We start from the raw sequence: 22,904 nt of genomic DNA, 5'->3' as shown, positions 1-22,904 counted from the left end.
GGATGAGTCCCGCGCCGCGCCGAGCACCCTCCCGCGCGGCGTCGGCGATCCCGCAGGTCTCGTGGCGGCAGCCGCAGCCGGCGCCGATCGTGCTCGTCTCCGGGCCCGAAGAGGTGTGCGCCGAGCGCGCGATCGCGGGGATCCGCGACTTCCTCCGGGCAGAGGACGCCAGCCTCGAGGTCTCCGACCTCCGCGCCGACGACTACGCGTCGGGGAGCCTGCTGGCCCTGACCTCACCCTCCCTGTTCGGCGAGCCGCGGCTCGTCCGCGTCTCCGGTGTCGAGAAGTGCTCGGACGCGTTCCTCACGGAGGCCCTGGCCTACCTCGACGCGCCGCAGGACGGCGCTACCGTCGTCCTGCGGCACACATCGTCGAGCGTGCGCGGCAAGAAGCTCCTCGACGCCATCCGCGCCGGCCAGGGCGCCGGCGTCGAGATCGCCTGCCCTGCCGTCAAGCGCGACTCCGACCGCTTCGACTTCGCGGCGGGCGAGTTCCAGGCAGCGCGCCGGAAGATCACGCCGATCGCGCTCCGCGCCCTCGTGGGCGCGTTCGCCGACGACCTCACCGAACTCGCGGCAGCGTGTCAGCAGCTCATCGCCGACGTCCCCGGCGACATCACGGAACAGGTCGTCGAACGCTACTACGGCGGCCGCGTCGAGACGTCGGCGTTCACGGTCGCCGACACGGCGATCGCGGGCCGGTACGGAGACGCGCTGGTCGCGCTGCGGCACGCCCTCGCGAGCGGTGCCGACCCCGTTCCCCTGGTCGCGGCGATCGCCTCGAAGCTGCGCACGATGGCGCGTGTCGCCGGCAGCCGCGAGCCGGCCGGCGCCCTCGCCGCGCGCCTCGGCATGAAGGACTGGCAGGTCGATCGTGCGCGTCGCGACCTCACCGGCTGGAACGAGACGTCGCTCGGCATGGCCATCCAGGCTGCCGCGCGCGCGGATGCCGAGGTCAAGGGCGCCTCGCGCGACCCGGTCTTCGCGGTGGAGCGACTCGTCACGGTCATCGCCACCCGGGCGCCGTTCGGCGACTGAGCGGCGCCGTCGGCGAGCGCCCTGCGCCCCAACGACGGACGACCCCGGCCCGCGAGGCGGGGCCGGGGTCGTCCGTCGTCGTGCGGGCTCAGGCGCGCGGCGTCTCCGCATCGGTCACCGCGGGGGCGTCGGTCGCGGGCTCGTCGGCGAACGCGACCTCGGGCTCGGCGGCCGTTGCCGGGGCGGCGGCCGCACGGGCTTCGGCGCGGGACGCCGGAGCGGCCTCCACGACGTCGTCCTCCCACGCGGGGGCGGCGACGACCTCGATGGCCTCGACCTCGACCGTGCGCGGTGCGACAACGGCGCGCAGCGCGGCGAGCGTCAGGGCGAGAGCGAGGCCCACGAGGCCCGCTCCCACGAGGATGCCGCCGATCACGGCCCACGTCTGGCCGGCGTAGACCTCGACACCGGTGGCGCTGCCGTCGGTGAGGGTCGTGGCCATCACCGCGAGCTTCGTGATGAGCAGGTAGGCGCCGCCGGCGATCGCGACGACGGATCCCGCGACGAGCACCCAGAACGGGGTGCTGCGGCTGAGGCGGGTGGTGGGCATGCGGGACTCCTTCATGTCGTGCCGCGTCATCCGACGTGGCTCTTCGACTATCTGCGAACCGCCCGAGTGCGAGCGATGCACCACCTATGATCCCGCTGTGGAGCCGTCCGCGAAAGTCAGGACGGCCAGCGGCGCCTTCAGGTGCAGCACGAGGGCGGTCATCGCGGCGACGAGCGAGACCGCGAGCACCATGTGGATGTTGACGAGAGCGATGGGGAGCCCTGCGCGCGCCTGCCAGAGCCCGACGACGATCTGCAGCGCCTCCACGCCGAGAAGCAGCCCGCTCCACAGGGGGAGACGCAGCACCTTCGGCATCCGGAACGATCCGGCGAACACGACGAGCGTGAGAGCGAGCAGGATGTACGCCGGCCAGCTGTGCACGTGCTGCCAGAAGATCGGATCGAGCCCGTTGCGCGCGGCCGCGTCGTCGCCGGCGTGCGGGCCGGAGCCGGTGAGCAGGATCCCGATGACGACGGTGATCAGGACGAAGACGCTCGTCGTGTGCACGAGCGCGGCATAGCGCCCCGGCACGGCGAGGCGGCGCGGCCCCGGCTCGGCGTACACGCGGACGACATAGGCCGCCGCGACGGCGACGAGAGCCGCCGAGATCAGGAAGTGCAGTCCGACGATCGCCGGGTGCAGGTGCAGCCACACCGTGATCCCCCCGATCACGGCCTGCAGGATGATGCCGATTCCGACCGCGAGCGTGAGTCGCGGCAGCTCGGGACGCGCGTTCCACAGCCGGACGACCGAGAGGAACGCCAGCAGGGCGACGATCACGAGGACGCCGGTGAGGGTGCGGTTGCCGAACTCGATGAGCCCGTGGATGCCGAGTTCCGGCGTGGGCACGAGCGAGTCGGACGTGCAGTACGGCCAGGTCTCGCACCCCATTCCCGAGCCCGTGAGGCGCACGAGCCCGCCGGTGCCGACGATCACGATGTTCGTCACGAGCACGAGCCAGGCGAGCACGCGCGTGTACCGCGTGATCCGATCGGGGAGCAGAGCCTGGACGGCGGATGAGTGGGATGCCGCCGGGGCGGGCGCGTGGGACATGGGGGTCGCCTCCAGGGGATGCGCCTCGGGCGGGCGCGGCCGCGCCCGATCGGGGGCGTTGCCTATAGACTTGAGTTGTGGGAACGGCGACGCGTCACGGTGGTGACTGCGCCGGAAGCCCACCCACAGTCTAGGCGTGGAGGACACGCCGCAACGCACGACGCAACGGCCCTGACAGCGGCATCCCACCCCTCGCACACTCCCGAGGGAATCGGAATGTCGGAGCGGATGACACCGCCGGGCACGAAGGAGGAAAGCGATGTCGGATGTGCTCATCGACCGACCGGAGCTGGAAGGACTCGGCGTCTACGAGTTCGGATGGCACGACGCGGATGCCGCCGGAGCCAGCGCGAAGCGCGGCCTGAGCGACGCGGTCGTCAAAGACATCTCCGCGCTCAAGTCGGAGCCGGAATGGATGCTGAAGACGCGTCTGAAGGGCCTCCAGCTGTTCGACCGCAAGCCGATGCCGACCTGGGGCGCCGACCTCAGCGAGATCGACTTCGACAACATCAAGTACTTCGTGCGCTCGACCGAGAAGCAGGCGCAGTCGTGGGAGGACCTCCCGGAGGACATCCGCAACACGTACGAGAAGCTCGGCATCCCCGAGGCGGAGCGTGCGCGTCTCGTCGCCGGTGTCGCCGCGCAGTACGAGTCCGAGGTCGTCTACCACCAGATCAACGAGGAGCTCGAGCGCCAGGGTGTCATCTTCATGGACACCGACACGGCACTCCGCGAGCACCCGGAGTTCTTCGAGGAGTACTTCGGCACGGTGATCCCCGCGGGCGACAACAAGTTCGCGGCGCTGAACACGGCCGTCTGGTCGGGCGGCTCGTTCGTCTACGTGCCCCCGGGCGTCCACGTCGAGATCCCGCTGCAGGCCTACTTCCGGATCAACACGGAGAACATGGGCCAGTTCGAGCGGACGCTCATCATCGCCGACGAGGACAGCTACGTGCACTACATCGAGGGCTGCACGGCGCCGATCTACAAGTCGGACTCGCTGCACTCCGCGGTCGTCGAGATCATCGTGAAGAAGAACGCCCGCGTGCGGTACACGACGATCCAGAACTGGTCGAACAACGTCTACAACCTCGTCACGAAGCGCGCCGTCGCCCACGAGGGCGCGACGATGGAGTGGATCGACGGCAACATCGGCTCAAAGGTCACGATGAAGTACCCGTCGATCTACCTCATGGGCGAGCACGCCAAGGGGGAGACCCTGTCAGTCGCCTTCGCGGGCCCCGGTCAGCACCAGGATGCCGGCGCGAAGATGATCCACATGGCGCCCTACACGCAGTCGTCGATCGTCTCCAAGTCGATCGCGCGCGGCGGCGGTCGCGCCGGCTACCGCGGCGAGGTCCGCGTCGACGAGAAGGCGCACCACTCCGCGAACACCGTCCGCTGCGACGCGCTCCTCGTCGACACGAAGTCGCGCTCCGACACCTACCCGGCGATCGACATCCGCGTCGACGACGTGCAGCTCGGCCACGAGGCCACCGTCTCGAAGGTCAGCGAAGAGCAGCTCTTCTACCTCATGAGCCGCGGCATGCCCGAGGACGAGGCGATGGCGATGATCGTGCGCGGCTTCATCGAGCCGATCGCCCGTGAGCTGCCCATGGAGTACGCGCTCGAACTCAACAAGCTCATCGAGATGGGCATGGAAGGATCCGTCGGCTGATGACGACCGCGACGCAGACCCCGGCCGCTGCCGAGGGTCACATCGACCCTGCCGCGCGCCTGGTGGACGGCCGCCAGCCCGGCATCCCCGCCTCGGACGCTTTCGTGCCGGTGCAGACGCGCTCCGAGCGCCCGACGTCGTTCGACCCGGCCGACTTCCCGGCACCCCTGGGGACGGAGGTCAACTGGAAGCACACGCCCCTGAAGGCCCTCGCCGCCCTGCTGCGCGACGAGCCCGCGCCGCACGACGTCATCGCCGTCGAGGTCAGCGCGCCGGAGGGCGTCGAGCAGCGCCGGCTCGCGATCGGAGAGTCGCCGCGGGGCGAGGTCTTCCGCCCCGAGGACCTGCCGAGCGCGATCGCCTGGCACCAGGAGGAGTTCGCGCCCCTCATCCGCATCCCGCAGGATGTCGAGCTCGACGAACCCGTCGTCATCCGCCTCACCGGGCGGGGAGGCGTCGCGCACGCTCACGTCGTGATCGAGGCGCAGCCGCACTCGCGCGCGACCGTCATCCTCCGCCACGAGGGCACCGCCCAGCAGGCGCAGAACCTGGAGGTCATCGTCCGCGACGGCGCCGCGCTCACGCTCGTCTCGCTGCAGCGGTGGGACGACGACGCCGTGCACCTCGCCGCCCACCAGGCGCGCGTCGATCGTGACGCCTCGCTCACACATGTCGTGGTGAGCCTCGGTGGCGGCATCGTGCGCGTGAACCCCTCCGTCGAGCTCGCCGGTGCCGGTGCCGACGGCAAGCTGTACGGCCTCGCGTTCTCGGATGCGGGACAGCACCTCGAGAGCCAGGTGTACCTGCACCACAAGGGCCCGCACACGACGGGCGACGTCCTGTACAAGTCCGCCCTGCAGGGCGCCGGTGCACGGACCGTCTGGATCGGCGACGTGCTCATCGGCCCGGATGCCACGGGCACCGATTCCTACGAGGCGAACCGCAACCTCGTGCTCACGGAAGGCGCGCGCGCCGACTCCATCCCGAACCTCGAGATCGAGACGGGCGACATCCTCGGCGCCGGGCATGCGAGTGCGACCGGGCGCTTCGACGACGAGCAGCTGTTCTACCTGCAGGCGCGCGGCATCGCCGAGGACGAGGCGCGACGCCTGGTCGTCCTCGGCTTCCTCGCGGAGATCGTGCAGAAGATCGGCATAGAGGACCTGCAGAACGAGTTGATCGAGGCCATCGAGGCCGAGCTCGCACTGTCGGCATCCGCCGAGGCGTCTGCATGAGCGCACAGAAGGTCCTGAACCTCAGCGACCTCGAGCAGGACACCGCCGTGCGCGTCGAGATCGACGGTGTGCCGATGGCCGTCGTGCTCGACGGGAACGGCGAGGTCCACGCGATCGGCGACACCTGCACCCACGGCGATATCTCGCTCTCCGACGGCTTCGTCGAGGGCGACACGCTGGAGTGCTGGGCCCATGGCTCGGCGTTCTCGCTGCGCACCGGCCGCCCCCTCAACCTGCCGGCGTACGAGCCGGTGCCCGTGTACGAAGTGACGATCGACGGGGACGACGTTCTCATCGACCCCGCCGTCACCAAAGACGTGAACTGAAGAAGGAACTGACATGGCTGTTCTCGAGATCCGCGACCTGCACGTGACGGTCGAGACCGACGAGGGGACCACCCCCATCCTCAACGGCGTCGACCTCACCGTCCGCACGGGCGAGACGCACGCGATCATGGGCCCCAACGGCTCGGGCAAGTCCACCCTCGCCTACACGATCGCGGGGCACCCCAAGTACACCGTGACGAGCGGCACGATCACGCTCGACGGCGAAGACGTCCTCGCGATGTCGGTCGACGAGCGCGCCCGGGCGGGCCTGTTCCTCGCGATGCAGTACCCGGTGGAGATCCCCGGCGTCACGGTCACCAACTTCCTCCGGACGGCGAAGACCGCGATCGACGGCGAGGCGCCGGCGATCCGCGCGTGGACGAAGGACGTGAAGGAGGCCATGAAGAACCTCCGCATGGACCCGAAGTTCGCCGCGCGCAATGTCAACGAGGGCTTCTCCGGCGGCGAGAAGAAGCGCCACGAGATCCTGCAGCTCGAACTGCTGAAGCCCGCGATCGCGGTCCTCGACGAGACCGACTCCGGCCTCGACGTCGACGCGCTGAAGATCGTGTCGGAAGGCGTGAACCGCGCGAAGGAGTCCACGGACCTCGGCGTTCTGCTGATCACGCATTACACGCGCATCCTCCGCTACATCAAGCCCGACTTCGTCCACGTGCTCGTCAAGGGGCGCGTCGCGGAAGAAGGGGGCCCGGAGCTGGCGGATCGCCTGGAGAACGAGGGCTATGACCGGTACCTCGACCCCGCCGACGTCATCGAAGCCTAGGATCGAGGCATGACCGCGACTCTCAGCCCCGAGAAGTACGACGACGTCACGGAGGCCCTCAAAGACGTCATGGATCCCGAGCTCGGGATCAACGTCGTCGACCTCGGACTCATCTACGACCTCTCGTGGGATGACGAGAACGACGCCCTCGTCATCCACATGACGCTGACCTCCGCCGGCTGCCCGCTCACGGACGTCCTCGAAGAGCAGACCGCGCAGGCGCTCGACGCCGTCGTGGAGCGCTTCCGCATCAATTGGGTGTGGATGCCGCCGTGGGGCCCCGAGCGGATCACCGATGACGGGCGCGACATGATGCGAGCACTCGGTTTCGCCATCTGACACTGGCGAGCGCATCCGCCGGGAAGCCGCGCGCGGCGCCGGTAGGCTCGTCGGGTGAGCATCACCCCGCTGGAAGCATTGCCCCTGGAGACCCTGCGCCGCCGGTCGAGCACGAAGTGGCGGACGTATCCCGAGGACGTGCTTCCGCTCTTCGTGGCGGAGGTGGACTTCGCGCTCGCTCCCGCGATCACGGCAGTGCTCGCGGAGGCCGTTGCCAACGGCGATACGGGGTACACCCCGCCGGATCCCGGCATCCGCGCGGCCTTCTCGCGATTCGCCGCGCGCCGATTCGGCTGGACCGTCGATCCCGCGCGTGTGCGGACGACGGCGGACGTCATGATGGGCGTCGTCGAGCTGCTGCGCGCGACGACGAACCCCGGCGACGGCGTCGTGATCATGCCGCCCGTGTATCCGCCGTTCGCCCTGTGCACGGCGGAGGCCGGATGCGTCAGCGTGCCCGTCCCGCTCCGCGACACCGGCACGGCGTGGGAGCTTGACCTCGCCGGTATCGACGCGGCGCTCGAGGCCGGAGCGCGGGCGGTCCTCCTGTGCAACCCGCACAATCCGACGGGGACGGTGCACTCCGCAGAAGCCCTCACGGCTCTCGCCGAGATCGCCGAGCGGCACGGCGCGGTCGTGATCAGTGATGAGATCCACGCTCCGCTCGTGTCGGAGGGAGTGTCCTTCACTCCGTTCCTCACGGCGGGCGAAGCGGCGACCCGCGTCGGCTACGCCGTGACGAGCGCGTCCAAGGCCTACAACCTCGCGGGACTGAAGTGCGCGCTCATGGTGACCGCCGACGAGGCGACGACGAGCGTCGTCCGCGGCCTCAATCCCGAGGTCGAGTGGCGCACCGGCCTGTTCGGCGCCCTCGCCGGCGTCGCGGCATTCGACGAGGCATCGGACGCGTGGCTCGATGCGCTCCGCGCCGCACTCGCGCACAATCGTGCACTGCTCACCCGGCTCCTCGCCGAGAAGCTGCCGCGCGCGGTCTATCGCGAGCCCGATGCCGGCTTCCTCGCCTGGATCGACGTCTCGGCGTATGGCTGGGGCGACGACCCCGCGACGCGGCTGCGACGCGCGGCCAAGGTCGCCCTGCACCACGGTCCGGAGTTCGGCGCGCAGGGCGTGGGCTACGTCCGGCTGAACTTCGGCTGCTCCCCGGAGGTATTGACCGAGGCGGTCGAACGCATCGCGGCCGTCGCGCGCGCCGAGCCGCGGGCGTGATCGACGAGCACGCGACTGGGAGCATCTGGCATCCGCGCCACGTCTGGGTGACGCTGGGCGCGGTCGCGATGATCTTCCTCGCCGCGACGCAGGCACTCGCGGTGACGACCGTGATGCCGCTCGTGAGCGCCGATCTCGGGGGAGCCGAGCTCTACGCCGTCGCGTTCGCCGGCACGCTCGCCACGAGCGTGATCGGCATGGTCGCCGTCGGTGCGTGGTGCGACCGCACGGACCCCGTGCTGCCGCTCACGACCGCCGTCGCGTTGTTCGTCGCCGGTCTGCTCGTCGCGGGGTTCGCCCCCACCATGCAGGTCCTCGTCCTCGGGCGCCTCCTTCAGGGGCTCGGCACCGGAGGGCAGACGGTCGCGCTCTACGTCGTCGTCGCGCGGGTGTTCCCTGCGACGCTCCACGGGCGCGTCTTCGCCGCGTTCTCCGCGGCGTGGGTGATCCCGTCGGTCATCGGTCCGTTCCTCGCCGGCGTCGTCGCGGAGCAGGCCCATTGGCGTTGGGTGTTCCTCGGTGTCGCCGTCCTGACCCTCGTCGCGTTCACGGTCGTCTACCTGCGACTGCACGCCCTGCCGCTGGGCACTGCAGAGCCCTCGCACGAGCCGGTCGCCCGTCGGCTCGTGCTCGCCTGCCTCGTCGCGGTGGGCGCGCTCGCACTGAGTCTCGCGGGGGAGGCAGGCGTCGGCGCTCCGGCCGTCATCGCCGGAGCGCTCCTCGTGATCGCCGTCGCGATCCGGCCGCTCCTCCCCGCGGGCACCCTGACCGCCCGGCGGGGACTCCCGAGCGTGGTCCTGATGCGTGCGCTGATCGCCGGCGCCCTGTTCGGGGCCGAGATCTACGTGCCGTATCTCCTCATCGAGGACTACGGCTTCTCGGCGACGACGGCCGGCCTCGGCCTCACGAGCGCAGCGCTCCTGTGGGCTGTCGGCGCCGATGTGCAGGGGCGGGTGGGGGATCGCCTGGGCAACGCGCGCATCACGGTGGTCGGCGCGACACTTCTCGTCGTCGCGACGCTCACCGCGACCGCGACCGCCGCGTGGCACCTGCCGCCTTGGGCGCTCATCTCCGGGTGGGCGCTCGCGGGAGCGGGAATGGGGCTCATGTATCCGCGCCTGACCGTGCTGACCCTCGCGTACTCGACGCCGCAGAACCAGGGCTTCAACTCCTCGGCGCTGTCGATCTCCGACTCGGTGGGCGCCTCGGCGACGATCGCCGTCATGGGGCTCACGTTCGTCGCGCTGAGTGCGACGGATGCGGCGTTCCCCGCCGTCTTCGCCATCGCGACGACGCTCGCGGTCGTCGCGGTGCTCCCGGGGCTGCGAATGGGTCGCGCTGCGGAGCGCACCGAATCATGACAGCCCCGGTTTGGGGCTGATCTGAGGTAAGGCTACCCTAAGAGGTATGCCCTCTCTCGACACCGGTGTTCGGCCTGCCTACCGTCCGTATCCGGTCCGCGTCGGCGCCGTGCGCAGGATCGCGCCCCACTTCGTCCGCGTGACCCTCATCGGCGACGACCTCGCCCACTTCGGCACGGCCGGGCTCGACCAGCGGATCAAGGTCGTCCTGCCTCTGGATCACCTCGCGGGCGGCTACGCGGACTTCGGCCAGAACGACGAGGCGGGCGACTGGTACGACCGGTGGCGAGCGCTCCCGTCCGAGGAGCGCAACCCGTTCCGGACGTACACGGTCCGTCGCATCGACCCGGGAGCCCGCGAGCTCGACATCGACTTCGTGACGCATCACGAGCCGGGACCCGCCGGTGCGTGGGCGGAGGCCGCCGCTGTCGGCGATCGCGTCGTCGTCGTGGGGCCCGACGAGCGCAGCCCGCAGTCCCGAATCGGCCTCGACTGGCACCCCGGGACCGCCCGGCGGCTGTTGCTCGTCGGCGATGAGACCGCCGCGCCCGCGATCGGAGGCATCCTGGCCTCGCTCGACGAACGCTGCGACGTCGACGTCTTCATCGAGGTGCCGACGGCGCAGGATGCCCTGGAGCTCGCCGCCCCCGCCGGCGCGCGAGTGCACTGGATCGCGCGCGGCGATGACGATCACGGCGCGCGGCTGATCTCCGCCGTCTCGGCGTGGACGGCGGCGAACAGCGCGCTGCTGCACCGCGCGGCGGCTCCCCGCGCACAGCACCTGGAGGACGTCGACGTCGACCGTGACCTGCTGTGGGACAGCCCGGAAGCGGGCGATGGGGAGTTCTACGCGTGGATCGCGGGCGAAGCCGCGACGATCAAGACGCTCCGCCGCCACCTCGTCAGCGGATGCGGCGTCGACCGGCGCCGCGTCGCCTTCATGGGGTACTGGCGGCTCGGACAGGCCGAGCGGGCCGAGTGAGCGCGCACTCCACCGCGCACCGCACGGCGCATCCCAGCGCGGCCCGCACGGCGCGTCGCACGGCGGTGGTCGCGGCGTCCGCTGCCGTCGCTCTCTGCGCCGTCATCGTCCTCTCGCTCACGGTGGGAGCGCGCGACATCGCCCTCGTCGACGTCTGGCGCGCGCTCGTCGCACCGGATGCCGCGAACCCCGACCACATCGTCGTCCTCACCCAGCGCATCCCGCGCACCGTCATCGGGGTGGCTGCGGGCGCGGCGCTCGCCCTCGCCGGCACCGTCATGCAGGGCCTCACCCGCAACCCCTTCGCCGACCCGGGTCTGCTCGGCGTCAACGCGGGCGCCTCCGTCGCGGTCCTCGCCGCGATCACGCTGTTCGGCCTGGTCACCCCGACGGGCTTCATCTGGTTCGCCTTCCTCGGGGCCGCGGCAGCCGCGGTCGTCGTGGCCCTCATCGGCGGGCGCGGTCCGAACGGCGGCGACCCCGCGAAGCTCGCGCTCACCGGGGCGGCGGTCACCGCCGGACTGATGGCGGTGACGTTCCTCATCCTGACGACCGACATCCACGCCCTCGACGTCTATCGGTACTGGTCGGTCGGCGGACTCACGGCGCGCGGGCTGGATGCCGTCGCACTCGTGCTCCCCGCTCTCGCCGTCGGTGCGATCCTGGCGCTCGCGTCGGCACGCGGCCTCGACCTCATCGCCCTGGGCGCGGCGACGGCGACGGGGCTCGGCCACGACGTCACGCGCAGCCGTGCGCTCGGCATCATCGCGACCATCCTGCTGTGCGGTGGGGCCACCGCGATCGCCGGCCCGATCGTCTTCCTGGGGCTGCTCGTGCCGCACGTCCTTCGCGCGATCGTCGGCGGCGGGTACGCGCGACTCCTGTGGATCGGAATGCCGGTCGGCGGCGCCCTCCTCCTCCTCGCCGACGTGCTCGGCCGGATCGTCGCCCTCCCGGGTGAAGTCCAGGCCGGCATCGTCGTCGCGTTCCTCGGCGCGCCGATGCTGATCGCGCTCGTCCTGCAGCCCAGGCGGGTGACGCTGTGAGCATCTCCCTCACCGTCCGCAGCGCGGCGGCCCGGCGCCGCACGCGCGTCGTCGTCATCGCGCTCCTCCTCGCCCTCGTCGCCGCAGCGGTCGCGCTGTCGGTCGGCGACTACGCGCTCACGCCCGACCGACTCTGGCAGACCCTCACCGGTTCGGGCACCCGCATCGAGCAGTACGTCGTCTTCCAGGTGCGCGCGCCCCGCACCGCGATGGCGCTCGTGACCGGCGCGGCGCTCGGCATCGCCGGCGCGCTCCTGCAGTCGTACCTCGGCAATCCCCTTGCGAGCCCCGATCTTCTCGGCATCTCGGGCGGCAGCGGGCTTGCGGCGGTGTTCGCGATCCTCGTCCTCGGCACGACGGGGCCCGTCCTCGCGCTCAGCTCGTTCGTCGGTGGCGCCGTCGTCGCGGTGGTGCTGATGCTGGCGGGGCGTGCGCTCCGCGACGGGGGGTTCCGCCTCATCCTCGCCGGGATCGGGATCTCGTTCCTCACGGCATCCGTCATCGACTTCCTCATGGTGCGGGCCAAGGTCGAGGAGGCGCGCACGGCGCTGCTGTGGCTCACCGGCAGTCTCTCCTCGACGCCGTGGTGGCAAGTGCTGACGGTGCTCGCGGTGGTGTTCGCCAGCGTCCCCGCACTCATCGCCGCGGCGCGCTGGCTGCCGATCACCCAGCTCGGTCCGGAGACGGCGAGCGGGCTCGGCGTGCGCTCCGATGGGGTGCGCTGGGTCGTCGTCGGCGTCGCGGTGCTCCTCACCGCCGCGACGTGCGCCTTCGTCGGCCCGATCGGGTTCATCGCCCTGTGCGCACCCGCGATCGCACGGCCGCTCCTCGGCCACGGCGCGGTCGGACTCGCGACGAGCGGCGCACTCGGGGCACTGCTCCTGCTGGCGGCGGACCTCCTCGCGCAGTTCGCGATCCCGGGTCTCTCGATGCCCGTGGGCGTCGTGACCGGCGCGGTCGGCGCCGTCTTCCTCCTCTGGCTCCTGGCGACCTCGAAAGGACGACAGCTGTGACCTCGGCATTCTCCGCAGACGCGGCGTTCCCCTCTGACTCCGCCCTCTCCACGCCGGGCCTCTCGGCCCGCGCTCTCGCGGCGGGGTACCCCGGGCGCCGCGTGATCGACGGGCTCGATCTCGAGCTCGCACCCGGGCAGGTGACGATGATCATCGGCGCCAACGCATCGGGCAAGTCGACACTCCTCGGCACGCTCGCCCGCCTGCGCGCCCCCCTCGCCGGGCGCGTCGAACTCGACGGTGCGGATGTCTCCGGCATCCCTCGGCGTCGCTTCGCGCAGACGGTGGGGCTCCTCCCGCAGCACCCGACCGCCCCCGACGGCGTGAGCGTCGCCGAGCTCGTCGGCCGCGGCCGCCATCCGCACCGGGGCCTCTTCCAACGGTGGAGCGCCGACGACGCCGCGCACGTCGATGAGGCCATGGCGTGGACGGGCATCACCGACATCGCCGACCGCCCCGTCGGGGACCTCTCCGGCGGCCAGCGCCAGCGCGTGTGGATCGCGATGGCCCTCGCGCAGGATCCGCGCATCCTCCTGCTCGACGAGCCGACGACGTTCCTCGATCTGACCCACCAGCTCGAGGTCCTCGACCTGCTCCGGGCGCTCAACCGCAGTCGCGGCACGACGATCGTCGCGGTCCTCCACGACCTCAATCTCGCCGCCCGGTATGCCGACCGCCTCGTCGTCATGCGCGAGGGCGCGGTGGTCGCGCACGGTGCGCCCTCCGAGGTGCTCACCGAGGAGGTCGTCGCCGATGCCTTCGACCTGCGCGCACTCGTCATCCCCGACCCGCTGACCGGCACCCCGCTGGTCATCCCCATCCCCAGCGACGCGGACGCGGTGTCCGCTCCCCGGGTCCCCATCGAAAGGAACGATTCATGAAGTCACTGCGTACGACGCTCGCCCGAGCGGTCGGCGTCGCCGCGCTCGGCGCGGCGGCCGCCCTCGTCCTCTCCGCCTGCGGCGGCGCGACCGGCGGTTCCGCCTCCGGCGACGCCGCGGGCTCCGGCGACGGGAGCTTCCCCGTCACGATCACGTCCGCCCTCGGGGACACGACGATCGAGCAGAAGCCCGAGCGCATCGCCACGTGGGGCTGGGGCGCGACGGATGCCGTCCTCGCCCTCGGCATCCAGCCGGTCGCGATCCCCGCCGACGACTACTCCGGCGGCGACGACAAGATGCCCGACTGGATCTCGGAGGCCGTCGAGAAGGTGGGCGGCGACAAGCCGACGATCCTCGACTCGAGCGCCGAGGAGATCCCGCTGGAGGCGCTTCTGAAGACGAACCCCGACGTGCTGCTCGCCCCGTACTCGGGCCTCACGCAGAAAGAGTACGACGCGGTCACCGCCGCCGGCATCCCCGTCGTCGCGTACCCCGACGCGCCGTGGACGACCCCTTGGCGCGATGTGATCACGATCACCGGGAAGGCCCTGGGCCTGCAGACCGAAGCCGACGCGCTCCTGAAGAGTCTGGATGCCGAGGTCGCCGACGCGGCCGCCGCGCACCCCGAGTTCGCCGGCACGACGATCGCGTACGTGGACGACGACGTCGACACGTTCTACATGTACCTGCCCGCGGACTCGCGCGTCGAGATCCTCCAGGACCTCGGCTTCGTCACGCCCCCGAGCGTCACGAAGCTCGACACCGGCGAAGGCACGTTCTACACGACCGTCAGCTATGAGAACCTCGACAAGATCGACGCGCAGGTCATCCTCACGCAGGCCGAGGACCAGGCGACGCTCGACGAGTTCCTGACGTCCGACCGCGGAAAGCTCATCCCCGCGGTGGCGAAAGGTGCGGTCGCGGCGATGGTGGGTGCGCAGAACGCCTCGGCCGTCTCGCCGACGGCGCTGACGCTGCCCTGGATCCTGCCGACGCTGACCGAGAAGCTCGCCACGGCCGTCGCGACGGCGAACGGCTGACCTCACCGCAGACGTGCGATGGCCCCCGCCCGGATCATCCGGGCGGGGGCCATCGTGCTGCGGGAGGTCAGATACCCCTGCGCTCGTCGATCCTGCGGACGGCGGCCCACGCGGCGGGGATCGCGACAGCGGCGATCGCCGCCTTCACCAGACCACCCACGACGAACGGCCACAGACCGAACTGCAGGATCTCGCCGACACCGAACGAGCCACCGCCGACGACGTTGAGGATGAACGCCATGTACGGGATGCCGAACACGAAGGGGATCGCGCTCGCCAGCACGAACCCGGCGAAGGCGAGAACGGGCCGCCGGTCCCAGGCGCGCTGCGCGAACCAGCCCGCGACGAAGGCGGCGAACACGAACCCGATGATGTAGCCGAAGCTCGGCTTCAGCGCGGCGAGGACGCCGCCGGTGAAGCCGGCGAACACCGGAAGCCCCGCGAGACCTGCGACGAGGTAGGTCACGAGCGCGGCGGCGCCGCGACGTGCGCCGAGCGCGGCCCCCACGACCACGACGGCGAGGGTCTGCCCGGTGACAGGAACGGGCCACAACGGCACCTCGACCTGTGCGAGGGCGGCGACGACCGCCGCGCCGGCGACGACGAGGCCAGCATCGAGCGCGAAAGCGCGGGCTCGGTCCGAGGGGCGGACGATGAGATCGGCCAGCACGGGGCGGCGGACGGGAACGGCGAGGGACATGCGGGCTCCTTGGGGAGGGGCGTCATCGGGCGGACAGCGGATCGGTGCGATTCAGCCTAGAGGCGGCCGAACCGAGATTGTTGGACGCCGTGCACTGAAGTTCCGGCCCGCTGTTGTGGACAGGACTGCACGGCGGCACGACCGCACTGCGGCACGGGTGGCACGGGCGGCACGGGCGGGGCGAACGAAGCGGGCGGGGAACGCGGACCGATCGCGCGGGTAGACTGAGAGGCTGGCCCGCTTCACGGCCACACCCTCCCGCCGAAGAATGGACGTCTGCTGTGCTCGCCGTGCACGACCTCGAGATCCGCGTGGGCGCGCGCACCCTCATGTCGGAGGTGTCGTTCCGCGTCTCGGACGGCGACAAGATCGGCCTCGTCGGCCGCAACGGCGCCGGCAAGACCACGCTCACGAAAGTCCTCGCGGGAGACCTCGTGCCCGCCGACGGCAAGATCGAGCGCTCGGGCGAGCTCGGCTACCTGCCCCAGGATCCGCGTTCCGGTGACCCCGAGATGCTCGCCCGCACCCGTATCCTTGACGCGCGCGGCCTCGGCACGCTCGCCCTGCAGATGCACGAGGCGTCCCTGCAGATGGGAGATGCCGACGAGAAGGTCGCCGCGAAGGCGATGCGCCGCTACGGCAACCTCACGGAGCGGTTCGAGGCGCTCGGCGGCTACGCCGCCGAAGCGGAGGCGGCATCCATCGCCCACAACCTCTCGCTGCCCGACCGCATCCTCGACCAGCCGCTGAAGACGCTCTCCGGCGGTCAGCGCCGGCGCATCGAGCTCGCGCGGATCCTGTTCTCGGACGCGCAGACGATGATCCTCGACGAGCCCACCAACCACCTCGACGCGGACAGCGTCGTGTGGCTGCGCGAGTTCCTGAAGAACTACAAGGGCGGCCTCATCGTCATCAGCCACGACGTCGAACTCGTCGGCGAGACGGTCAACCGCGTCTTCTACCTCGACGCGATGCGTCAGGTCATCGACATCTACAACATGAACTGGAAGAACTACCTGCGCCAGCGGGTCGCCGATGAGGAGCGCCGCAAGAAGGAGCGCGCGAACATCGAGAAGAAGGCCACGGCGCTGCAGCTGCAGGCGGCACGGTTCGGAGCGAAGGCATCGAAGGCCGCTGCCGCGCACCAGATGGTCGCGCGCGCCGAGAAGATGCTCTCCGGTCTCGAAGAAGTGCGTCAGGAGGATCGCGTCGCGAAGCTGCGGTTCCCCAAGCCCGCCCCCTGCGGCAAGACCCCGCTCATGGCGAAGAACCTGTCCAAGTCCTACGGATCGCTGGAGATCTTCACCGATGTCGATCTCGCAATCGACCGCGGCTCGAAGGTCGTCGTGCTGGGGCTCAACGGCGCCGGCAAGACGACGCTGCTGCGCATTCTCGCGGGCGTCGATCAGCCCGACACGGGCGAGCTCGAGCCCGGACACGGTCTGAAGATCGGCTACTACGCCCAGGAGCACGAGAATCTCGACGTGGGCCGGTCGGTGCTCGAGAACATGATGTCCGCTGCCCCCGACATCACGGCGACCGAAGCGCGGAAGGTCCTCGGCTCGTTCCTCTTCACGGGCGATGACGTCCTGAAGCCGGCCGGCGTGCTCTCCGGAGGTGAGAAGACCCGCCTCTCGCTCGCGACGCTCGTCGTCTCGTCGGCGAACATGCTCCTCCTCGACGAGCCCACGAACAACCTCGACCCCGCGTCGCGGGAGGAGATCCTCGGCGCGCTCGCGCATTACGAGGGCGCCGTCGTCCTCGTCTCGCACGATTCCGGCGCCGTGCAGGCTCTCAACCCCGAGCGGGTGCTCATCCTGCCCGACGGCGTCGAGGACATCTGGGGCCGCGACTACGTCGATCTGATCGAACTCGCCTGACGCGGTCGCGCGAGCGGGCGCCACGTGAACGGGCGTGGCGGCTCAGCGGGGCGTGAGCTCGTCCAGGAGCGCGTCTTCCTCGGTCATGTCGCGGTCCTTCCGGCGCGGCTCGCCCCGCCGTCGGCGAACGGCGGATGCCGGGGAAGCAACCACCGCGTCGGCGACGGTCGCGCCGGACGCGTCGGTCGCGTCGATCGTCGAGACTCCCGCGAGAGCCGCGGCCTCCGCGGCATCCTGCGCATCTTCGCGCCGGTGGCGGAGCTCGGTGCGGATCATGTACCAGATGAAGACGAAGCCCATCACGGCGAAGAGGATCCACTGGATCGCGTAGGACAGGTGCGGCCCCGGATCCTCCGACGGCGACTCGAGGGCGTTCGGGATCGACGCGGCCGCGGGGTCCTCCGACGCCATGAGCCCGTAGGCGCCGGTGACGACGCTGTCGAGCCCCGTCTGCTCGGCGATGAGCGGCAGGTTGATCGTCGGGACCTGGCCCTCGGGCGCCGACTGGGTCGCATTGCGCAACGGCTCGCCCGGCATCAGCCGAGCGATGACGGTGACGGTGCCGCTCGGCGGGGCGGGCACCTCATCCGGCTCGGGCTGGTCGTTGCCGGGCGCGAGCCACCCTCGATCGATGATGAGGACCTGACCGGTGTCGGTCCGCAGCGGCACGAGCACCTCGAAGGCCGCCGTTCCGCCGTGCGCGCGATTGCGGGCGAGAAGCGTCTGATCGACGAGGTACTCGCCGCGCACCTCGACGGGATGCCACTGATCGCCCGGATCGAACGCGCCGTCCGAGCCGATCAGGTCGCCGAGAGCAGCAGGCGTCGCGTCGTAGTTCGCGGCGATGAGCGACAGCTGGCGTTCCCGCTCCTCGTTGCGCGAGAACTGCCAGTGCGAGAGGTAGGCGCACGCGATCGCGAAGAGGATGGCGACCGCGACGTAGCCCGTCCAGCGCAGCGCGGTCCGGTTCACGAGGTCGCCTCCACAGCGGCATCCGCGGCCGCGAGCGGCTCCACCTCGACCGGGAAGTCGCGGGCGGCCAGATAGTCACGCAGGTACGCGACGTGCGCGTCGCACGCCGCCCAGATCTTGCGGCGATCTGCCGAGTGGATGCGGGGGTTCCGCCAGACGACCCGCCAATGCGCATCGTCGCGGCACCCCGCGCGGGAGCAGACGACGCCAGCGCTGTCCGGGGTCATCGCGCACCGTCCTGGTCGGCCGGAGGCTGCGGGGTGCTCTCCCTCAGACGGATCACGCCGGATGCCGTGGGAGCCGCTCCGGGATCGGCGCCACCGGCAGGCGGCGCCGTCAACGCGCGCTCGGGGGGGACGGCGCGCTCAGCCGGTGCCGCAGTCACGTTCGCGATCACGACGGCGACGTAGGGCAGGAAGATCGCGCCGACCGCGAACAGCCACGTGTACCAGCTGTACGGCTGGACCACGACCATCAGCACGAAGCACGCGACGCGGATCGCCATCATCGTGAAGTACTTCGTCATGCGGCTGTGCGCGTCGTCGCGTGGGGCGCGCGGCAGCGAGGTCGCAGATTGAGCGGGGGAGTTCTTCACGGTGCGACAAGCCTACGCCGCCGCGACGGAGTCTCACACGGGGCGGCCGACGGGGTTCAGGCCCCATAGCGGGCTCCCGACGAGGCGCCCAGCGCGATCACGAAGATGAAGAACAGCACGCCGATCACGAGGATGGCGAGCCCGGACCATCCCACGATGACGCCGGCGAGCGCCATGCCGCGGCCGCTTTCACCCGATCGCTTGATCTGTCCGAGCGAGATATGGCCCATGATCGCGCCGGCGAGGGACCCGACGAGAGGCAGGATCCACAGGAATCCGACGATCGACAGGATCATCGAGGCGATCGCCAGCCCGTTCGTCTTGCGGGGAGGCGCGTAGCCGCCGTAGCCGTAGGGCATGACGGGTGCCGCGCCGGGCGTGGGCTGCACCGGATAGGCGGGGGCTGCCGCGGGCGCGGCGTACTCCGGCGTCGGGGCGGCGCCGTAGGGCGACGCCGGGTACGCGGGGGGTGCGTAGGCCGGCGGGGCGTACGCGGGCGGCGCGGGCGGTACCCCGTAGGCACCGGTGTCGTAGGCCGGCGCCGCCGGTGCCACGTAGGGGGCCGAGTCGTAGGCTGGTGCCGGCTCGGAGGGAGCCGCGGGCGCCGTCGGGGGAGCGGGCGGCACGGGGGGAACTGCGTCGCGGGGCTCGGCGCCGTCGGGCTGCGGGCTGTTCGAATCGGTCACGTGGGGCTCCTCTCGCCGATATCCAGCCTAGCGGCGGGCCGGCCCGGGCCGTCGAGGGCACGCGTTCGCACTAGGCTGGTGCGGTCCTCGAGCGATGGGAGCACCATGTCCACCGAGAGAGTCGTCCTCGTCACGGGCGGAAACCGCGGCATCGGCCGCGCGATCGCCGAGCGCTTCGTCGCTGCCGGCTACAAGACCGCCGTCACGGCCCGCTGCGGCGAAGGCCCCGTCGGCGCGCTGACGGTCCGCGCGGATGTGACGGATGCCGCGTCGCTGGATGCCGCGTTCACCGAGGTCGAGCAGCAGCTCGGGCCCGTGGAAGTTGTCGTCGCGAACGCCGGCATCACGAAGGACACGCTGCTGCTGCGGATGACGGAGGACGACTTCGACTCCGTCGTCGCGACGAACCTCGGCGGCACCTTCCGCGTCGTCAAGCGCGCATCGAAGGGGATGCTGCGCGCCAAGTGGGGCCGCGTGATCCTCATCTCGAGCGTCGTGGGCCTGTACGGCTCCGCCGGTCAGATCAACTACTCGTCGTCGAAGGCGGCGCTCGTGGGCTTCGCTCGCTCGCTCACGCGCGAGCTCGGCGGCCGCGGGATCACGGCGAACGTCGTCGCTCCCGGCTTCATCGAGACGGACATGACGGCGGAGCTGCCCGACGAGACGCAGGCCGAATACAAGCGGAGCATCCCCGCCGGCCGGTTCGCGACCGCGGATGAGGTGGCCGGTGTCGTCACGTGGCTCGCGTCCGACGATGCGGCGTACATCTCCGGCGCCGTCATCCCCGTCGACGGCGGCCTCGGCATGGGGCACTGACCCGCTGGGGGATCACCGCGGAATCACCGCACGATCGCGGAGACGATCGCCGCGGCGAGCCGCTCCGGCTGCGTGAACTGCGGCCAGTGCGCCGTGTCGAGCTTTCTGACCTCGGCATCCGTGAGAGCGGCGAACTCGTCGCCGTGCGGCCCCCAGCCGGCGACGAGGCGGCGGAAGGTCGGCTCATCGATCCCACCCATCAGGAGCGTCGTCGGAACGCCGAAGCGGCGTTCGTCCTCGAGCCCGATCGGAGCGGTCGGCACTCGCGCCGGGACGCTGCGGGTGAGGGGGAGGGTTCGCTGGCGCGTCTCGTCGTCGACGTCCCACGTGTCCACGGCATCGAAGAAGTCCCACCCGGGGAACGGCACGACACCGTCCACGATGGGAAACTCCGAGATGTCCGCGCCCGGGTAGGGCGGAATCGTGTCGACGAGGATGACGCGAGCGATCCGATCGGGCCGGCGATCCACCGCGCCCCACGCGACGTTGCCGCCGCCGGAGTGCCCGACGACCACCACATCCCCGTCTGCCCCATCGATCTCGGCGACCACGGCGGCGATCCATTCGGAGATCCCGATGTCGGCGCTCTCCGACGCGGCTGCGCCGACACCGGGCATCGTCATCGCCCGCGCGCGCAGGCCCGCGGAGCGCAGTGCCGGGAGCACCTCGTCCCACGACGACGCGTCGAGCCAGAGACCGGGGATCAGCAGAACGTCCATGCCCGCACGCTATCGGCGACCGCCGACATCCGGAAGGAGCCGCAGAGGATCGTCAGGGCAGGAGCGGGATCAGTTCGCGCAGATCGACGGGGCCGACGACCACGTCCGCCTGGGCGCGCACGGCGGGCTTGGCGTTGAACGCGACGCCGAGTCCCGCCGCGGCCATCATGCGGAGATCGTTCGCGCCGTCGCCCACCGCGATCGTGCGGCGCAGCGGCAGATCGGAGGCGGCAGCCCATTCGCGCAGCGCCGCGGCCTTGCCGTCGGCATCCACGATCTCACCCTCGACGACGCCGGTCAGCACCGTCCCGTCCGAAGCGAGCCGATTCGCGCGCCACATGTCGAGGCCCAGCGCCGGTGCGACGGTGTCGAGGATCTCGTGGAAGCCCCCCGAGACGACCGCCGCGATCCCCCCGCGCGCGTGGATCTCGGCGACGAGCTCAACGGCACCGGGCGTCGGCTCGACGCGCGCGAGGACACGCTCGAATGCGCTCAGAGGCACGCCCTGCAGCGCCTGCACGCGGCATCGGAGACTCGTCGCGAAGTCGACCTCGCCGCGCATGGCGGCCTCCGTCGCGGCGGCGACTTCCGCCCCGCGCCCCGCCTCGTCGGCGATGAGCTCGATCACTTCGTTGCGCAGCAGGGTGGAGTCGGCGTCGAACACGACGAGGAAGCGGGCGTCAGGCACCCGACCAACCTAGCCGGTCGTCCGGCCCCGCCCGCTCAGCTCGTGATGCGGGAGTTCTTCCCCACGACCGTGATGCCGCTGTCGGTCACGGTGAACCCGCGTGCGATGTCGAGCGCGCGATCCACGCCGACGGTCGCGCCCGGTTCGAGCACGACGTTCTTGTCGAGGATCGCGCGGTGCACGCGCGCACCCGCGCCGACGTCGACGTGATCGAACAGCACCGAATCGGTGATCGTCGCTCCGCCCGCCGACAGCGTCCATGGCCCGACGACCGAACGCTCCAGGTGCGTTCCCGACAGCACCGACCCGAGCGAGACGATCGAGTCGATCGCGTTGCCCATCCGCCCGACGCCGTCGCGCACGAACTTCGCGGGGGGCGAGTTCACTGCCTGCGAGTGGATCGGCCAATCCATGTTGTACAGGTTGAAGATCGGCAGCGTCGAGATGAGATCCATGTGCGCGTCGAAGAAGGAGTCGATCGTACCCACGTCGCGCCAGTAGTCGCGGTCGCGATCGGTCGAGCCGGGCACGTCGTTGGCCTTGAAGTCGTAGACGGCTGCCTCGCCGCGCTTCACGAAGTAGGGGATGATGTCGCCGCCCATGTCGTGCCCCGAGGTCGGCAGCTCGCCGTCCTCTTCGACGGCGGCGATCAGGGCATCGGCGTCGAAGATGTAGTTGCCCATCGAGGCGAGTACCTGGGAAGGATCGTCGACGAGACCCGTCGGGTTCTGCGGCTTCTCCAGGAAGTCGCGGATCGTGACGTTGTCGTCCGGGTCGAGGTCGATGACGCCGAACTGGTTCGCCAGGCCGATCGGCTGACGGATGCCGGCGACGGTCGCCTTCGCGCCCGAAGCGATGTGCGCGTCGATCATCTGCTCGAAGTCCATGCGGTAGACGTGGTCGGCGCCGATCACCACGACGATGTCGGGCTTCTCGTCGTAGATGAGGTTCAACGACTGCAGGATCGCATCGGCCGAACCCGAGAACCACCGCTTGCCGAGGCGCTGCTGGGCCGGCACCGAGGTGACGTAGGAGTTGAGCAGCGCCGACATCCGCCACGTCTGCGACACGTGCCGATCGAGGCTGTGCGACTTGTACTGCGTCAGCACGACGATCTGTCTGAGGCCCGAGTTCACGAGGTTCGAGATCGCGAAGTCGATCAGGCGGTATTGGCCTCCGAACGGCACCGCGGGCTTGGCTCTGTCCACGGTGAGGGGCATGAGGCGCTTGCCCTCGCCGCCGGCGAGGATGATTCCGAAGACCTTCGGCGCTGCAGGCATGGCACCACACTATGTC

General features: G+C 70.7%; 25 protein-coding genes. 15 read left to right on the top strand and 10 right to left on the bottom strand.

The window, feature by feature from the left end:
* Positions 1-2: 2 nt before the first annotated feature.
* Positions 3-1,037, top strand: a complete 1,035-nt coding sequence (gene holA, locus J0I43_RS08390; protein ID WP_292861864.1) for a DNA polymerase III subunit delta — start codon at positions 3-5, stop codon at positions 1,035-1,037.
* 88 nt (positions 1,038-1,125) lie between these two features.
* On the opposite strand, the gene J0I43_RS08385 is transcribed toward holA, so the two are convergent.
* Both J0I43_RS08385 and J0I43_RS08380 read right to left on the bottom strand, forming a co-directional pair.
* Positions 1,126-1,587: a dinucleotide-utilizing enzyme gene (locus tag J0I43_RS08385; RefSeq protein ID WP_292861861.1), complete on the bottom strand. Its 462-nt coding sequence runs from the start codon at positions 1,585-1,587 to the stop codon at positions 1,126-1,128.
* A gap of 84 nt (positions 1,588-1,671) precedes the next feature.
* Positions 1,672-2,640 (bottom strand): COX15/CtaA family protein, encoded by a 969-nt coding sequence (locus tag J0I43_RS08380; RefSeq protein WP_292861858.1) that lies wholly within the window; start codon positions 2,638-2,640, stop codon positions 1,672-1,674.
* Between the two features lie 259 nt (positions 2,641-2,899).
* Between J0I43_RS08380 and sufB the strand changes: the two genes are divergently transcribed.
* The 12 genes from sufB (at position 2,900) to J0I43_RS08320 (ending at position 14,552) form a co-directional block, all read left to right on the top strand.
* Positions 2,900-4,318, top strand: coding sequence for a Fe-S cluster assembly protein SufB (gene sufB / locus J0I43_RS08375; RefSeq protein WP_292861855.1), 1,419 nt, complete (start codon positions 2,900-2,902; stop codon positions 4,316-4,318).
* Positions 4,318-5,553, top strand: a complete 1,236-nt coding sequence (gene sufD, locus J0I43_RS08370; RefSeq protein ID WP_292861852.1) for a Fe-S cluster assembly protein SufD — start codon at positions 4,318-4,320, stop codon at positions 5,551-5,553. The genes sufB and sufD overlap by 1 nt, the downstream gene beginning before the upstream one ends.
* Positions 5,550-5,879, top strand: a complete 330-nt coding sequence (locus J0I43_RS08365; protein WP_292861849.1) for a non-heme iron oxygenase ferredoxin subunit — start codon at positions 5,550-5,552, stop codon at positions 5,877-5,879. Before sufD ends, J0I43_RS08365 begins: the two co-directional genes overlap by 4 nt.
* 13 nt (positions 5,880-5,892) lie before the next feature.
* Positions 5,893-6,663, top strand: coding sequence for a Fe-S cluster assembly ATPase SufC (sufC, locus tag J0I43_RS08360; protein ID WP_292861846.1), 771 nt, complete (start codon positions 5,893-5,895; stop codon positions 6,661-6,663).
* Between the two features lie 9 nt (positions 6,664-6,672).
* Positions 6,673-7,002 (top strand): metal-sulfur cluster assembly factor, encoded by a 330-nt coding sequence (locus J0I43_RS08355; protein WP_292861843.1) that lies wholly within the window; start codon positions 6,673-6,675, stop codon positions 7,000-7,002.
* Between the two features lie 54 nt (positions 7,003-7,056).
* Positions 7,057-8,229 (top strand): aminotransferase class I/II-fold pyridoxal phosphate-dependent enzyme, encoded by a 1,173-nt coding sequence (locus J0I43_RS08350; protein ID WP_292861840.1) that lies wholly within the window; start codon positions 7,057-7,059, stop codon positions 8,227-8,229.
* Positions 8,226-9,590, top strand: coding sequence for an MFS transporter (locus J0I43_RS08345; protein WP_292861838.1), 1,365 nt, complete (start codon positions 8,226-8,228; stop codon positions 9,588-9,590). Before J0I43_RS08350 ends, J0I43_RS08345 begins: the two co-directional genes overlap by 4 nt.
* A 46-nt stretch (positions 9,591-9,636) precedes the next feature.
* The gene (locus J0I43_RS08340; protein ID WP_292861835.1) at positions 9,637-10,572 is read left to right on the top strand and encodes a siderophore-interacting protein; all 936 of its coding nucleotides are present in this window, start codon (positions 9,637-9,639) and stop codon (positions 10,570-10,572) included.
* Entirely contained in the window at positions 10,569-11,618 is a 1,050-nt protein-coding gene (locus J0I43_RS08335) for an iron chelate uptake ABC transporter family permease subunit (protein ID WP_292861832.1), read from the top strand. Before J0I43_RS08340 ends, J0I43_RS08335 begins: the two co-directional genes overlap by 4 nt.
* Positions 11,615-12,631 carry an iron chelate uptake ABC transporter family permease subunit gene (locus J0I43_RS08330; RefSeq protein ID WP_292861829.1) on the top strand — a complete coding sequence of 339 codons (1,017 nt, stop codon included), beginning with the start codon at positions 11,615-11,617 and terminating at the stop codon, positions 12,629-12,631. The genes J0I43_RS08335 and J0I43_RS08330 overlap by 4 nt, the downstream gene beginning before the upstream one ends.
* A gap of 101 nt (positions 12,632-12,732) precedes the next feature.
* Positions 12,733-13,512, top strand: a complete 780-nt coding sequence (locus J0I43_RS08325) for an ABC transporter ATP-binding protein (protein ID WP_292861986.1) — start codon at positions 12,733-12,735, stop codon at positions 13,510-13,512.
* Positions 13,509-14,552 (top strand): ABC transporter substrate-binding protein, encoded by a 1,044-nt coding sequence (locus tag J0I43_RS08320; RefSeq protein WP_292861826.1) that lies wholly within the window; start codon positions 13,509-13,511, stop codon positions 14,550-14,552. The genes J0I43_RS08325 and J0I43_RS08320 overlap by 4 nt, the downstream gene beginning before the upstream one ends.
* Before the next feature lie 67 nt (positions 14,553-14,619).
* Here J0I43_RS08320 and J0I43_RS08315 read toward each other — a convergent pair whose 3' ends face one another.
* On the bottom strand, positions 14,620-15,252 hold the full coding sequence (locus J0I43_RS08315) for a biotin transporter BioY (RefSeq protein ID WP_292861823.1): 633 nt from the start codon (positions 15,250-15,252) through the stop codon (positions 14,620-14,622).
* A gap of 281 nt (positions 15,253-15,533) precedes the next feature.
* Between J0I43_RS08315 and J0I43_RS08310 the strand changes: the two genes are divergently transcribed.
* Positions 15,534-17,132, top strand: coding sequence for an ABC-F family ATP-binding cassette domain-containing protein (locus tag J0I43_RS08310; RefSeq protein ID WP_292861820.1), 1,599 nt, complete (start codon positions 15,534-15,536; stop codon positions 17,130-17,132).
* Positions 17,133-17,174: 42 nt separating this feature from the next.
* Here the strand turns inward: J0I43_RS08310 and J0I43_RS08305 are convergent, their stop codons facing one another.
* The 4 genes from J0I43_RS08305 to J0I43_RS08290 are packed head-to-tail and all read right to left on the bottom strand — an operon-like array spanning position 17,175 to position 19,385.
* Entirely contained in the window at positions 17,175-18,104 is a 930-nt protein-coding gene (locus J0I43_RS08305; RefSeq protein WP_292861817.1) for an SURF1 family protein, read from the bottom strand.
* On the bottom strand, positions 18,101-18,331 hold the full coding sequence (locus tag J0I43_RS08300; protein ID WP_292861815.1) for a hypothetical protein: 231 nt from the start codon (positions 18,329-18,331) through the stop codon (positions 18,101-18,103). Before J0I43_RS08300 ends, J0I43_RS08305 begins: the two co-directional genes overlap by 4 nt.
* A complete protein-coding gene (locus J0I43_RS08295; protein ID WP_292861813.1) occupies positions 18,328-18,699 on the bottom strand; it encodes a DUF3099 domain-containing protein in 372 nt (123 codons plus the stop codon). The genes J0I43_RS08300 and J0I43_RS08295 overlap by 4 nt, the downstream gene beginning before the upstream one ends.
* Before the next feature lie 56 nt (positions 18,700-18,755).
* Entirely contained in the window at positions 18,756-19,385 is a 630-nt protein-coding gene (locus J0I43_RS08290) for a DUF4190 domain-containing protein (protein WP_292861811.1), read from the bottom strand.
* 105 nt (positions 19,386-19,490) lie between these two features.
* Here J0I43_RS08290 and fabG point away from each other — a divergent pair, with 105 nt between their 5' ends.
* Positions 19,491-20,201 carry a 3-oxoacyl-ACP reductase FabG gene (gene fabG, locus J0I43_RS08285; RefSeq protein ID WP_292861808.1) on the top strand — a complete coding sequence of 237 codons (711 nt, stop codon included), beginning with the start codon at positions 19,491-19,493 and terminating at the stop codon, positions 20,199-20,201.
* Between the two features lie 23 nt (positions 20,202-20,224).
* On the opposite strand, the gene J0I43_RS08280 is transcribed toward fabG, so the two are convergent.
* Genes J0I43_RS08280 through glgC form a run of 3 tightly spaced genes read right to left on the bottom strand, consistent with a single transcriptional unit; the run spans position 20,225 to position 22,888 of the window.
* On the bottom strand, positions 20,225-20,920 hold the full coding sequence (locus tag J0I43_RS08280; protein WP_292861805.1) for an alpha/beta hydrolase: 696 nt from the start codon (positions 20,918-20,920) through the stop codon (positions 20,225-20,227).
* A gap of 52 nt (positions 20,921-20,972) precedes the next feature.
* Entirely contained in the window at positions 20,973-21,608 is a 636-nt protein-coding gene (serB, locus tag J0I43_RS08275) for a phosphoserine phosphatase SerB (RefSeq protein ID WP_292861802.1), read from the bottom strand.
* 35 nt (positions 21,609-21,643) lie between these two features.
* A complete protein-coding gene (glgC, locus tag J0I43_RS08270) occupies positions 21,644-22,888 on the bottom strand; it encodes a glucose-1-phosphate adenylyltransferase (protein ID WP_292861798.1) in 1,245 nt (414 codons plus the stop codon).
* Positions 22,889-22,904: the final 16 nt, after the last annotated feature.

Source organism: Microbacterium sp., from assembly GCF_017305435.1.
Classification (GTDB): domain Bacteria; phylum Actinomycetota; class Actinomycetes; order Actinomycetales; family Microbacteriaceae; genus Microbacterium.
Note: the sequence above shows the minus strand (reverse complement) of the source record. Positions and strands in the feature narration are given on the sequence as shown.